This is a genomic window from Variovorax sp. F042 (genome assembly GCF_057814215.1).
On record NZ_JBVASX010000003.1, the window covers coordinates 292,284 to 305,547 of the forward strand.

At 65.3% G+C, this 13,264-nt stretch carries 11 protein-coding genes; 7 read left to right on the forward strand and 4 right to left on the reverse strand.

The annotated features are described in order from the left end of the window. Positions 1 to 39: 39 nt before the first annotated feature. Both ACZYSP_RS14185 and ACZYSP_RS14190 read right to left on the reverse strand, forming a co-directional pair. Positions 40 to 1,299 (reverse strand): NAD(P)/FAD-dependent oxidoreductase, encoded by a 1,260-nt coding sequence (locus ACZYSP_RS14185; RefSeq protein ID WP_489014743.1) that lies wholly within the window; start codon positions 1,297 to 1,299, stop codon positions 40 to 42. Between the two features lie 74 nt (positions 1,300 to 1,373). Beyond that, complete coding sequence (locus ACZYSP_RS14190) at positions 1,374 to 2,516, reverse strand: saccharopine dehydrogenase family protein (protein WP_093175327.1); 1,143 nt, start codon at positions 2,514 to 2,516, stop codon at positions 1,374 to 1,376. A 419-nt stretch (positions 2,517 to 2,935) separates the two neighbouring features. Here ACZYSP_RS14190 and ACZYSP_RS14195 point away from each other — a divergent pair, with 419 nt between their 5' ends. The 7 genes from ACZYSP_RS14195 (at position 2,936) to ACZYSP_RS14225 (ending at position 10,325) form a co-directional block, all read left to right on the forward strand. After that, on the forward strand, positions 2,936 to 3,739 hold the full coding sequence (locus ACZYSP_RS14195) for a transporter substrate-binding domain-containing protein (RefSeq protein ID WP_256328945.1): 804 nt from the start codon (positions 2,936 to 2,938) through the stop codon (positions 3,737 to 3,739). Between the two features lie 10 nt (positions 3,740 to 3,749). After that, the gene (locus ACZYSP_RS14200) at positions 3,750 to 4,553 is read left to right on the forward strand and encodes an amino acid ABC transporter permease (protein ID WP_307615394.1); all 804 of its coding nucleotides are present in this window, start codon (positions 3,750 to 3,752) and stop codon (positions 4,551 to 4,553) included. Position 4,554: 1 nt separating this feature from the next. Further along, complete coding sequence (locus ACZYSP_RS14205; RefSeq protein ID WP_489014747.1) at positions 4,555 to 5,373, forward strand: amino acid ABC transporter ATP-binding protein; 819 nt, start codon at positions 4,555 to 4,557, stop codon at positions 5,371 to 5,373. Positions 5,374 to 5,461: 88 nt separating this feature from the next. Then, positions 5,462 to 5,914 carry an Lrp/AsnC family transcriptional regulator gene (locus tag ACZYSP_RS14210; RefSeq protein WP_093053860.1) on the forward strand — a complete coding sequence of 151 codons (453 nt, stop codon included), beginning with the start codon at positions 5,462 to 5,464 and terminating at the stop codon, positions 5,912 to 5,914. 14 nt (positions 5,915 to 5,928) lie between these two features. Further along, complete coding sequence (locus ACZYSP_RS14215) at positions 5,929 to 6,621, forward strand: aspartate/glutamate racemase family protein (protein ID WP_489014750.1); 693 nt, start codon at positions 5,929 to 5,931, stop codon at positions 6,619 to 6,621. A gap of 365 nt (positions 6,622 to 6,986) precedes the next feature. Next, positions 6,987 to 8,741: a branched-chain amino acid transaminase gene (locus ACZYSP_RS14220; protein ID WP_489014752.1), complete on the forward strand. Its 1,755-nt coding sequence runs from the start codon at positions 6,987 to 6,989 to the stop codon at positions 8,739 to 8,741. Between the two features lie 18 nt (positions 8,742 to 8,759). Next, positions 8,760 to 10,325, forward strand: a complete 1,566-nt coding sequence (locus tag ACZYSP_RS14225; RefSeq protein ID WP_489014754.1) for an acetolactate synthase large subunit — start codon at positions 8,760 to 8,762, stop codon at positions 10,323 to 10,325. Positions 10,326 to 10,333: 8 nt separating this feature from the next. Here the strand turns inward: ACZYSP_RS14225 and ACZYSP_RS14230 are convergent, their stop codons facing one another. Together ACZYSP_RS14230 and hydA are read right to left on the reverse strand one after the other, a co-directional pair. After that, on the reverse strand, positions 10,334 to 11,800 hold the full coding sequence (locus ACZYSP_RS14230) for an aminotransferase-like domain-containing protein (RefSeq protein WP_354337191.1): 1,467 nt from the start codon (positions 11,798 to 11,800) through the stop codon (positions 10,334 to 10,336). Between the two features lie 7 nt (positions 11,801 to 11,807). Beyond that, positions 11,808 to 13,262 (reverse strand): dihydropyrimidinase, encoded by a 1,455-nt coding sequence (gene hydA / locus ACZYSP_RS14235; RefSeq protein ID WP_489014757.1) that lies wholly within the window; start codon positions 13,260 to 13,262, stop codon positions 11,808 to 11,810. Positions 13,263 to 13,264 lie beyond the last annotated feature (2 nt).

A 13,264-nucleotide genomic window follows, 5' to 3' on the forward strand; every position in this document is an offset into this window, starting at 1 on the left:
GATGTCACAGGCGGCTTGCGACTGCGCCAGAAATGTCGGCTATCGAAGAAAGCGGCCGGGCGCGAACGGCAGTGGATCGATGTCGCAAGGCTCGCCGTGCATCAGCGATGCCAGCAGGCGGGCCGTTCCCGGACCGGTGTTGAAGCCGATGTGCTGATGGCCGAACGCAAGCCACAGGCCGGGACGCTGCGGGCATTCGCCGACGATCGGCCGGCTGTCCGGCAATGTGGGCCGGCTTCCCATCCAGGCCTCCGGTTCGAGGCGGCTGTCCAGCGGGAAAGCTTCGCGTGCCGCGCGTTCCGCAAGTTCGAGTTGAACGAAGTTCTTCGGCGCATCGCGCTGCGCGAGCTGCACGCCGGTGGAAAGCCGCAGGCCCTGCTCCATGGGCGACAGCACATAGGCGCCGCAGGTGTCGTACACGGGCCGTCCGAGCGAGGCGTTGCCCACTGCGCTGTAGTGCATGTGATAGCCGCGCTCGAACGCCATCGGCACGGAAATGCCGAGCGACTTCTTCGCGAACTCCCGGGTCCACGGCCCCAATGCGAGCACGACCTTCGATGCCTTGTGCACCGAGCCGCTCTCCTCGCGGAGCTGCCAGGCATCGGCTGAATCGGAGTAGCCGATCCCGCTGATCGACGCCTGCCTGACCTGCCCTCCGCGCGAGACGAAAAGCCTGGCGTACGCCTCCACGACGCGGCCCGGGCTGTCCACCGAATCGGTGTCCTGGATCCACAGCGCACGCGGAAAGAGAGGCTTCAGATGAGGCTCGAGGTCCGAGAGCTCTTTCGCATCCAGCACGCGCGTGGCGACGCCGAAGCGATCGAAGGTCTCGCGCGAAAGACGGCTGCCGGCAAAGCCTTCTTCGCTGCGGTAGAGAAACAGCCACCCGTTGGTGCGCAGGCGATGCGCCGCCCCTGCTTCGACGAGCAGGCGCCGGTGTTCCGACGTCGAGAGCCGGATCAGCGCATCCAGCGCGGTAGTGGTCTCCTGGAACACGCTGGCGCGCGCGCTGGCGAGAAAGCGCACGGCCCACGAAAGATTCTTCGCAAGGAACGCGGGGTCGTAGCGAAAGCTCGCCGCGGTGTTCTTCAACAGCTTCGGCAGCACCGACCACAGCCCGGGATGATTGAACGGCATCAGCGAGCTGCGTGCGATCACCCCGGCGTTGCCATACGAGGTCTCGCGGCCCGGGGCAGTGCGGTCGAACAGCGTGACCTCATGCCCTCTGCGTTGGAGCTCCAGGGCACACGACACGCCGACGATGCCGGCGCCCAGAATGGCAACAGTGTTCTTGTTCATTCCCTCGATTTTCGTCGGCGGCGAGGGCCAAGCCAGGTGCGCAACGCACTCGGGCTGCGAGATGGACGAATCAATCAGGCGTGCGCAGGCTCGCCCTTGGGCCTTGGCGCGGGAGCGAACGACGCCACGCCCAGGCCCTGGTAGTAGTGGCCGACCTTGGTGGCAAGGAACTGCCCGAGCGGCGCCTGCTCCTGCCCGACGAAACCGTGCGCGGGAAGCTGGCCCTGCCGCAGCAGTTCGAACACACCGACGACGCCGGCGGCCGTGGTCAGCTCGATGGCGGTGCGGTCCTTGCCGCGCAGCGGCGCTCCGAACACGCGCCCGACGCGCGTCTCCTGCTCGAAGCGGCCATTGCGCATGCCCGAGGCCGATGCAAACAGGATCACCACGTCTTCGCGGCTGTGCGGCACTGCATGCTCGAGCACCTGGCGCAGCAGGTCGCGCCGCTCGATCAGGCGCAGGTCGTGCAGCAGGAAGTTCATCGCGTCGCGATGGCCGGGATAGCGGATGGTCTTGTAGTCGAGATTGCGGACCTTGCCTTCGAGCGTCTCGCACAGCGTGCCCAGGCCGCCTGAGGTGTTGAAGGCCTCGAAGGCTTCGGCATCGAGCGTGAAGGTCTCGTGCCCTTCCATCGGCTGCACCGACACCAGCTGGCCGTTCACGATGGCGTCGCACGGGTTGCAGTACTCGTTGATGACGCCGTCGATGCTCCAGGTGAAGTTGTAGCGCAGGCTGTTGGTGGCATTGCGAGTGAGTGCGCCCACGCGCAGGCGCAGGTCGTAGAGCTCGTCGAAGCGGCTTGCGAGGTAGCCGCCGAGCATGCCGATCACGCCGGGCGCCAGGCCGCTCTGGGGCATGAGGACCGAGGTCGCCGTCTTCGAGATCTCGCGGATGGCCTTGGTTGCCGCCACGTCCTCTGTCAGGTCGAAGTAATGCACGCCGCATGCAGCAGCCTCGGTGGCCACGCGCTGCGCGAGGAAGAACGGCAGGCAGTTGATCACCACCGAGTGCGCGCGCAACGTGGTGCGCAGGTCTTCGGTGCTCTCCACGTCGAGCGCGATGCGCTGCACCAGCGGGTCGTTTTCGTCGCCGCGGCCCGGCCTCACGTCGGCCAGCGTCACGGGCAGGCGGTGGTATTCCGCAATCATGTCGGCCACGGTGCTGCCGACCTTGCCGGCACCCAGAACCAGGACTTTCTCGATCTTCACTTTGGTCATTTCATTTCTCCTGCGGGGCACCGTTGCCCTGTAAAAGAACTGTAAAAGTGAGTCCTGGCAGTTGATAGAGAGCAGATCGGCGAAAGGGCTGCGCGCTTCGTCGATACGACGACGCCGTTCGTCAGCTTGGACTGTCGGCACAGGGGCAATGACTTTCAGGCCTGAAGTCGCCGCGCGCAACGAAGCGCCGCATGCCCGGCCGAAACCGTCGAAACGACGCGCCAGACTGCATATCGCCGAAGACTCTGACGGTATGACGAGAGAAATCCGTCGTCCTGACGATGTGCCGCGTTGCTTGTGACAGTCCGCACTTCTAGACTCGGACTCGGGCTGGGAAGCGATACTTTCCTTTTCTTTTTATGGCGAGCTTCTTGCTTGGAGTGAACGTGCTTACCAAACGAATCCTTTTCCGTGCCCTCGTGGCTGTGACAACCGTCTGCGCGCTGGGCTCGACCTTTGCGCAGGAATCAGCAGAAAGCTCGCTGGCCCGGGTGCAGCGCACCAAGGTATTGCGCGTCGGCGCCGTCGCAGGCGCCATTCCGTATTTCGCCAAGGACATCACCACCGGCAAGTGGGAAGGCTTCGGCCCCGACTTCGCGGAAAGCCTGGGGCAGAAGCTCGGCGCCAAGGTCGAGTACGTCGAGACCACCTGGGGCAACGCGGTGCTCGACCTGCAGTCCAACAAGATCGACGCCATGTTCGGCATGGCCCCCACGCCGGCCCGCAAGGAAGTGGTGGGCTTCTCCGACACGCTCTTCGACAACACCTACACGGTGGTGTGCAAGAAGGGCATTCCGCAGAAGACCTGGGAGCAGCTGAACTCGCCCGACATGAAGATCGTGGTGGACGTCGGCTCCAGCCACGACCAGCTGGCAACGCGCGTGCTGCCCAAGGCCGATGTCTCGCGCCTGGAAAACTCCGGCGCCGCCACGATGTCGCTGCAGGCCGGCCGCTCCGATTGCCAGGTGCTGGTGATCCTGCTTGCCCAGCCGCTGCTCGCCAAGCGCGGCTCCATCGGCACCATGTACATCCCGCAGCCGGTCTACACCGCCCCGGTGAGCATCGGCCTGCGCAAGGAAACCGACACCGGCATGCAGAAGGCCGTCAACGCCTGGCTGGCCGATGTCCGCGCGAAGGGCGAAGTCCGCAGCGTCATCCTGAAGAACATGGAGAAACTCGCGGGCGTGCCCGCCAGTGCCTTCCCGCCCGAAATCAAGTTCTGAGGACGCCCCGATGGACAGCGTGGAATCTTCGAGCGAGCCGAAGAGCCGCTCCCCGCTCGGCTCGGCCCTGCTGATCGTCCTGGCCCTCGCGGGCGCCTGGGCGGCCCTGAAGCACTTCTCGGGCGGAGCCCTGGGAGGCGGTGCAGGCAGCTACGACTGGGACTTCGGCGTGCTCTGGAAATACCGCAGCCTGCTGGTGTCGGGCCTGCTCTACACCCTGCTCTTCACGGTGATCTGCGTGGTGCTGGGGCTGTTCGTCGGCCTGGTGACGGGCCTGGGCCGGCTGTCGAGCAACCCGCTCATCACCGCGCCGCTGCGCGCCTACATCGAAGTCTTCCGCTGCACGCCGGTGCTGGTGCAGCTCGTGTGGTTCTACTACGCGCTGCCGGTGCTGACCGGGCTCGAGATGTCGGCGGTCGTGGCCGCCACGCTGTGCCTGTCGCTCTACGGCGGCGCCTTCTATTCGGAGATCGTGCGCGGCGGGATCATCTCGATCGACGCCGGCCAGACCGAAGCCGCCAAGGCGCTGGGCATGACGCGGCTGCAGCTGCTGCGGCGCGTGATCCTTCCGCAGGCGTTCAAGAAGATGGTGCCGCCGCTGATGAACCAGTCGATCATGCAGCTGAAGAACACCTCGCTGCTGTCGGTGCTGGCCGTTCCCGATCTGCTCTACCAGGGCCAGGTCATCGCGCACGACACGTACCGGCCGCTGGAGCTCTACACCTTCATCGCGATCGCGTACTTCGCGGTTCTGCTGCCCATCACGATCTGGGCCAAGCGCATGGAATTCGGCTCCGGCCCGAAAGAGGTTTGACATGGCCAGCCCCCTGATCGAAATCGCCAACCTGAAGAAGGCCTTCGGGCAGAACGTCGTGCTGAAAGACATCTCGCTGCAGATCGAACGCGGCCAGGTGGTCGCGATGATCGGGCCCTCGGGCTCGGGCAAGTCGACGCTGCTGCGATGCATCAACCTGCTGTCGATACCGAACGCCGGGCGCATCACGGTCGGCGAGCAGACCATCGAGTTCGACGGCGCGCGCACCACGCTGCCCAGCGAGCGCAGCCTTGCGCGCTTCCGGGCCTCGACCGGCATGGTGTTCCAGCACTTCAACCTCTTCCCGCACATGACCGCGCTGCGCAACGTCATGGAAGGACCGGTCACCGTGCTGAAGACGCCCAAGGCGCAGGCCGAGGCCGAGGCGCGCGCGTTGCTGGCGAAGGTCGGCCTGCTCGACCGGGCCGACTACTACCCGGACAAGCTGTCGGGCGGACAGAAGCAGCGCGTTGCGATCGCGCGCGCGCTGGCGATGAAGCCCACGGTGATGCTGTTCGACGAAGCGACTTCCGCGCTCGACCCGGAACTGGTCGGCGAAGTGCTCAACGTCATCAAGGGCCTGGCCCGCGAAGGCATGACGATGATCCTCGTGACGCACGAGATCGGCTTTGCGCGCGAAGTGGCTGACCAGGTGATCTTCATGCGCGACGGCGTCGTCGCCGAATGCGGCCCGCCGGGCGTGGTGATCGACAACCCGCAGCAGGAATCGACGCGTGCCTTCCTCGGGCGCTTCAAGGCTTCGTCGGAAGCTGCCAGCAGCAGCAGCAGCAACAACAACGTCGTCACGGCCGTGGCGTAAGCGGGCGATGGTCCCCGCCATCGAGATCTCAGCGTACGACGGCCGCGACGCGGCGGCACAATCCACTCATTTCCGCTGCAGGGCCGCCATGGACCTACGACTCGACGACCTGGACCGCCACCTGTTGACGCTGCTGCAAGCCAACGCCCGCGAGCCCGCCGCCAATCTCGCTCGCAAGCTCAAGGTCGCCAGGACCACCGTGGTCGCACGCATCGCGCGACTGGAGCGCGATGGCATCGTCTCGGGGTACGGGGTGCGCCTCGGCCAGCGGCTGGAGCAGGCTGCGGTGCGGGCCTTCTGCGGCCTCAGCGTCAATGCGAAGAGCGCCCCCGTGATCATCAAGGCGCTCGGGCGTTTGCCCGAAGTGGAAGAAGTGTGGGCCGTGAGCGGCCAGTTCGACTACATGGTCCTGCTCCGATGCAGCAGCCCCGAACAGCTCGACACCCTTCTCGACCAGATGGGACAGATCGACGGCGTCAACCAGACGCAGACCTCGATCGTGCTGAGCCGCAAGATCGATCGCCGCAGCACGGTGGAGTGACGGCAGGCCCCACGATGGCAATGACCCGCGACGCCGGTGCCTTCCTTGGCGTGCTGATGCTCGACACGCGCTTTCCGCGGCCACCGGGCGACATCGGCAATCCTGAGACCTTCAGCCGCCATGGCATCCCGGTGCGGTTCCAAGTGGTCAGGGGCGCTTCGCCCGAGCGCATCGTGAAGCAGGCCGACCCTGCGCTGCTGCAGCCTTTCGTCGATGCCGCTCGGGCGATGGTCGACGAAGGCGCAGCGATGATCACGACCAGCTGCGGCTTTCTGGCCGCCTACCAGGACACGCTGGCCGACGCGGTGCCCGTTCCCGTCGTCACGTCGAGCCTGCTGCAGTGCAAGGACTTCGCGCGGCCGGGCGTCCTGACCTTCGATGCGGCTTCACTGAGCCCCGCCATCCTGGCCATGGCCGGCGTACCGCAGGCGACGCCCGTGCAGGGCGTGGAGCCGGGGTGCGAATTCCATCGGCGCATCCTCAACAACGAAACGCAGCTCGACCTCGAAGAGGCCGGCCGGAATGTGGTCGATGCCGCATGCCGCCTCGTGGAGCTGTCGCCCTCGGTCGAGGACATCGTGCTCGAGTGCACCAACATGCCGCCCTACCGCGAGGCGATTGCGCGCGCGACAGGGCGGCGCGTGCACGACATCGAAACCCTGCTGGTCGCGCGTTGGGCGGGGCGCGGGAAGCCCCACAGCAAGTAAAGGCGCGCCGCAAGCCGGCCGCCTCTTCCACCCCCTGAATTCCTGACTGCGGGCACGCCATCGGCGGCAGCCCGGGCAGCGCCGACGGCCGAATTGCGCCACCAATACAGCCCCCACTTTGGTGCCAATACAGTTATTTATAACGATTTGAACCGTAAATGGAATGCCTTCGACAAGGCACCGTACGATCCGCTCGGCTTCAATTGTTTTTATTCTTCAATCTTCTTTTCGAGCAAATCCGGACAATTAATCCTTTTTATTTAATTCGACAAATCACCAATCCCGACAGGGACTTTTTTGGCCCAACCGATGCCGAAGGCTGTTTATCGCCTCGGATTTTCTTTTCTTCATCTCCTGGAGATTTTATGGACAGCAATTCCGGTCGATCGATATTTCCAGCACCGCACCCCAGCATCGCGTGGATGGACGGTGAATTTGTCAATTGGGAGCAATGCACTTTGCATGTTCGCACCCAGGCTGGGTTTTTTGGTGCAAACATATTCGAAGGGCTTCGGGCTTATTGGGACGAATCCACGAAAAAATCGTACATCTTCCGCCTGGACGACCATCTGAAGCGGCTCGAGCAGTCGATGAAGATCATGCGGATGAAGTCGCGCTTCGATACGCCAACGCTCCGGCAGGCGACGATCGAGCTGCTGAGCCGCTGCGAATTTCAGGCGCACGCGCAAATCAACCTGTCGACGTATTTCAGATATTCCGGCCCCGGCGAGCCACTGGTTGCTACCGAAGACACGGGCGCGCACATTACCGCAATTCCGCTGCCGCGCTCCCCGAAGATAGAAAAAGGAGTTGCCGCTGCAATTTCCACCTGGCGCCGGATTTCCGACGACTGCATACCGCCGCGCGCCAAGGTAGCAGCCAATTACCAAAACAGCCGTCTTGCACAAAACGAAGCGCGCGATAACGGTTTTGATATCGCAATCATCCTGAATAACAGGGGCAAGGTGTCCGAAGGCCCGGCGGCGTGTCTTTTCATCATCAGAGACGGCGTCTTGATCACGCCTCCGACCTTCGCCGATATCCTGGAAAGCCTGACCCGCGACACACTGATCGTGCTGGCCAGGGAGAAATTGGGGCTGCAGGTCGTGGAGCGCGAAATCGACCGCACCGAATTGCTGATTTCCGATGAAGTGCTGATGTGCGGCACCCTGTTCGAAATACTTCCCGTGACTTCCGTCGATCGCCTGCCCATCGGCGACGGCGAAGTGGGGCCCATCACCCGCCAGCTGCAGGCGCACTACCTGACGACGGTGACGGGCGGATACCCGGAATATTCGTCCTGGTGCACCGAGGTGGCCGCGCCGCCCGCAGCGCTTCCACCCAAGGTCACGCTGACTCACCAGGAAGCCATCGAATGGGTGGACAGCGCCGACAACGCCTACCCGTGGGCCAAGGCGAGCCTGGACGATTTCAGCGGCTACCTGCGGGAGCCGAGCAAGTTTCCATGCAACTTCGCACGCGCGGCGTTCCGCACGAACACGCTGCATTTCGTCTTCGCGGGCTCCGACACCGATCCGCTCGAACTCGCTCGCGTGCGACAGGGGCTGCGCGAATACCTGAAGACGGTCTCGGTGATGACGGGGATCGAGGAATCCATGAACGTGCTGGTGATCCTGTTCAAGCCCGAAGCACAGGAGCGGGCGCTCGATCACTACCACCAGACCGCCTGGCACGTGATGCAGGACTGGGTCGACAACGATCCCGAACCGTGGCCGCCCGAGATTCCCACCGACCCCGAGCAGCCGTTCTGGAGCCTGTGCTTCGCGGGCGTTCCGCTCTTCATCAACGTCAGTGCGCCGGCGCACCGGCACCGCAAGAGCCGCAATCTCGGTCGATCGCTGGCCATGGTCACGCAGCCGCGGGCGGGCTTCGACCTGCTCGCCGGCCCCACGCCGGAAGGCGACAAGGTGAGGCAGCGAATCCGCCGGCAGGTGGAGCTGTACGACGGGCAGCCGGCGCCGGACGTCGTCGGCACCTACCACCGGGGCGACCTCGAGTGGAAGCAGTACGTCTTCACGGACACCAACGACGAGAAGCTGACCCGCTGCCCGCTGCACATCGACGCCGCAGCACCCACGCAGCAACGCCGCACGGGCTGAAGAAAAAAGGAGAACGAATTGAACGGTTCCGATGTCATTTGCGAAACCTTGATCGCCTCGGGCGTCGAGGTGTGTTTTGCCAACCCGGGAACCTCCGAGCTCCACCTCGTGGCCGGCATGGAGCGCCGGGCGGACCTGCGCTGCGTGCTGGGCCTTTTCGAAGGCGTGGTCACGGGCGCGGCCGACGGCTATGGGCGCATGACCGACAAGCCCGCCGCGACCCTGCTGCACCTGGGCCCGGGCCTGGGCAACGGGCTGGCGAACCTTCACAACGCCAGGCGTGCCAGGACTCCCATCGTCAACATCGTCGGCGACCATGCGACGCACCACCTGCCCTTCAACGCTCCGCTGACCTCCGACATCGAAAGCCTCGCCAGGCCGATGTCGAACTGGTACGGACGCATCGGCTCCGTGCATGACATTGCCTCGAGCGTTTCCGACGCGTGCCGGGCAGCCAGGTCGCTGCCCGGTGTCGCCACGCTGGTCGTGCCCGCGGAAGTCACCTGGGGCGATGCCGATCCGGTGCAGCCACCGAGTCTCACAAGATTCGCAGACTCACCGCCGCCTCCCGATCGCGAGAAGGAACAGCGGGCCGTGGCCCTGCTGCGCAGCGACCGGAAGACGGCGTTGTTTCTCGGTGGCCGCGCACTGCGGCAGGAAACCCTTGCGCTCGCTTCCGAGATCGCGCGCAAGACCGGCGCCAGCCTGCTGGCCCCCTTTGCGAATGCGCGCATGGCACGCGGGGCAGGAAGGCCCGCCGTGCCGCGCGTGGCCTACGCGACGGACCTGGCCGTGGCCCAGCTGGGGCAGTTCGATGCGATCGTCATGATCGGCGCCGAGCGGCCGGTGGCATTCTTTGCGCATCCGGGCATGCCGAGCCGCCTGCTTCGCGACGATTGCGAAGTGATCGAGCTGTGCGAACCGGGGGGCGACGTTGCTGCGGCCATCGAAGGTCTCGCGGAATACTTCGCTTCGGCCCGGTTGGTCCTGGACGAGCCCCCGCCCGCAAGACGCCGCGACCAGCCACATCTTCCACTAGGCCCCCTCACGAACGAAGCGCTCGCGGAGCTGATTGCCCGGCTGCTGCCGGACAACGCCATCGTCTGCGACGAGGCCCTGTCTTCCGTGACGCAGCTTTTTTCCAAGTCGTACGACGCGGCACCGCACGACTGGCTGCAGATTACCGGCGGCTCGATCGGCATCGGGATTCCGCTCGCAACGGGCGCCGCCATCGCCTGCCCCGACAGAAAGGTGATCACGCTTCAAGCCGACGGCAGCGGCATGTACACGCTGCAGGGGCTCTGGACGCAGGCGCACGAGAACCTCGACGCGATCACGATCGTTCTGGCCAACAGGAAGTACGCGCTGCTGATCGACGAGATGCGGCGCATGGGCGTGAAGCCCCCCGAACACCAGACGCGCGGCAGCTTCGACCTCACCGATCCCATTCTCGATTGGGTCTCGCTGGCAAAAGGCATGGGCGTGGAGGCCGCGCGTGCTTCCACGGCGGAAGAGTTCATCAAGGTCTTCGTCGGCGCGCTGAAGCGCAGGGGGCCTTTTCTGATCGAGGCGGTTCTCTCATGAGAACGCGCTCATAGCGCGGACAGGAACTGCCAGAACCTGTCCGTGTCGCAATAGGCCACGTTGAAACGGAACCAGGCGCTGGCGGTGTCCGATGCGCTGAAGTACATGCCTGGGGCGAGCCAGATGCCCTGCCTGAGTGCGCGTGCCGTCACTTCCCTGGCCTCGGCAGGATCGATCGGCAGGCGCCCCCAGAGAAAGAGGCCTCCGCGCGGGCGATGGAACAGTTCCACGCCGGCAGCGCAGAGCTTTCGCTCGATCTGCGTGTGCACATCCGCCAGGCGATGGCGCAGCCGTTCGAGATGCTGGCGATAGGCGCTGTCGACAAGAATCTGGTGAACGGCCTTTTCCGTGACCGCGGAAGAAGTGAGCCCCGTGACCATCTTCAGGTGCACCAGCGCTTCGAGGGTGGCCGCATCGGCCGCAATGAAGCCCACGCGCAGCAGCGGCGAAATGGTCTTTGAGAATCCGCCGATGTGGATGACCGGCCCGAGGCCCGCCATGGCGGCCAGCATCGGTGTGTCGGGCGGAGCGAGCCCCCGGCTCACGTCGTTCTCGACGATGAGCATCTGCGTGCGCTGCGCAATCTGGAGCACCTTGTAGGCCATCGGCAAGGTGATCGACGTGCCCGTGGGGTTGTGCAGCGCGGAGCTCACGAAGAGGGCCTTGGGCTTGTGCTTCTGCACCAGGGCCTCCAGCACGTCGGTGTCCAGGCCGGCCGGCGTGCGAGGCACGAACAGCAGCTGCACGCGCGCCAGCTTCAGCCGTTCGAGCAGGTTGCAATAGCAGGGGTCCTCGACCACGACGACGTCGCCTGGCTTGAGGAGAAAGCGGATGACGAGGTCGATGGCCTGCGTGGCGCCCTGCGTGATCAGCACCGAGTTGATGTCGGCAGGCACGCCGAAGCGCGCCAGCTCGAAGGCCACGCGCGACCGCAGGCTGGCATCGCCGAAGGGCTGGCCGTACCCGCCGACCTGGCTCTTCATGGTGCGGCTCAGCGATCGCAGGGCCCGTCCGAATTCGATGCCGTCGAGCCAGCCCGATGGAAGCCACCCGCAGCCGGCCTTGATGGACGCCGTCTGGTCGGAGAACACCTCCGACAGGAGCCATGCATCGTTGGGGCCGGACGGTGGCACACGCGGCTGCGGTGCAGGCTCCATCGTGACCTGGCTCGCCACGATGAATCCGGCGCCGGGGCGCGACGCGATCATGCCGAGCGACACCAGCCGCTGGTACGCCTGTGCAATGGTGAAGGTGCTGAGCTGCAGATGCATTGCCATCTGCCGCACGGATGGCAGCTTCTCGCCGGACAGAATCCTGCGCTGCCCGATCGCCTCGGCAATGCCGTCCACAAGCTGGCTGACCAGCGAGCTTGCGCGGCCTTTGCGGCGGTCGATGGAGAGCTTCAACCCATGGTCGCTCAGCTCCACTGCGTCCCCACCGGCCATGGCTTGCGCGCAGCGCCGGGGTTCGAGCACAGCCTGCTCAAGGCTTCGCCGCCATTGGAGCGAACTGCTGCTTTGCACGTTTGTCGAGCGCCTGGAAATTGGCACCAAATGCAGGGCGCGGCAGATAGCGGCCCGCGCCCCGCTCTGCGCGCAGGTCACCGTTGGCATACACCACGCGCCCCTGGCTGATCGTGTGCGTCGGAATGCCGCGCACGGTGCGTCCTTCGAAGATGTTGAAGTCGCCCCTGGAGTGCTGCGTTGCCGCCGAAAGGGTCTTGGAGGCCTGCGGGTCCCACAGCACGAGGTCGGCATCGGCCCCCTGGGCGATCAGGCCCTTGCGGGGATACAGGTTGAAGAGCCTGGCCGCATTGGTCGATGTGACGGCGACGAATTCGCTGGGCGTCAGCCGACCGGAGTTGACCCCGGCATCCCAGATCACGGCCATGCGTTCCTCGATGCCGCCGCAGCCGTTCGGTATCTTGGCGAAGTCGTCCTTTCCGGCGGCCTTCTGGGCCGCGCAGAAGGTGCAGTGATCGGTCGCGGTGGTCTGCAGGCTGCCCGACTGGAGGCCGCGCCACAGAAACTCCTGGTGCGCCTTCGAGCGGAATGGCGGGCTCATCACGTGTGCAGCAGCGCTGGCAAAGTCTGGCGCGCGATAGACGCTCTCCTCGACCACCAGGTGGCCTGCAAGGACTTCGCCGTAGACCCGTTGCCCGGCCGCGCGGGCGCGCGCAATTGCGTCGGCCGCCTCCATGCAGGACACGTGCACGACGTACAGGGGAACGCCCAGCACGTCGGCGATGGCAATGGCCCGCTGGGCCGCCTCGGCCTCGACCGCGGGCGGGCGCGACCGCGGGTGGCCCTCGGGTCCGGTTACGCCCTTGCGGGCCAGCTCCTGCTGGAGAAAGTAGACAAGCTCGCCGTTCTCGGCGTGCACCGTGGGCATGGCGCCGAGTTCGAGTGCGCGGCGAAAGCTCTTCACCAGGATCTCGTCGTCGCACATGATGGCGTTCTTGTAGGCCATGAAGTGCTTGAAGCTGCTCACGCCTTCTTCATTCACCAGGGTGCCCATGTCGCGGTGCACGCTCTCGTCCCACCAGGTGATGGCGACGTGGAAGCCGTAGTCCGCGGCGGACTTGCGCGCCCATTCCCTCCAGGTGCCATAGGCTTCCATCAGGGACTGCTGCGCATTGGGGATCACGAAGTCGAGGATGGTCGTGGTCCCGCCGGCCAGGCCCGCGGCCGTGCCCGTGAAGAAATCGTCCATCGTGACCGTGCCCATGAACGGCAGCTGCATGTGCGTATGAGGGTCGATGCCGCCGGGCAGCACGTACTGCCCGGAAGCGTCCAGCTGCACCGCGCCGGCCGGCGCCTGGCGTGCGGCATCGACGCCGATGGCGGCAATCTGCCCTTCGACGCACAGCACGTCGGCTGTGAACTCCCGGTCGGCGTTGACGACGATCCCGCCTCGGATCAAGAGCGCGTTCGTCATGC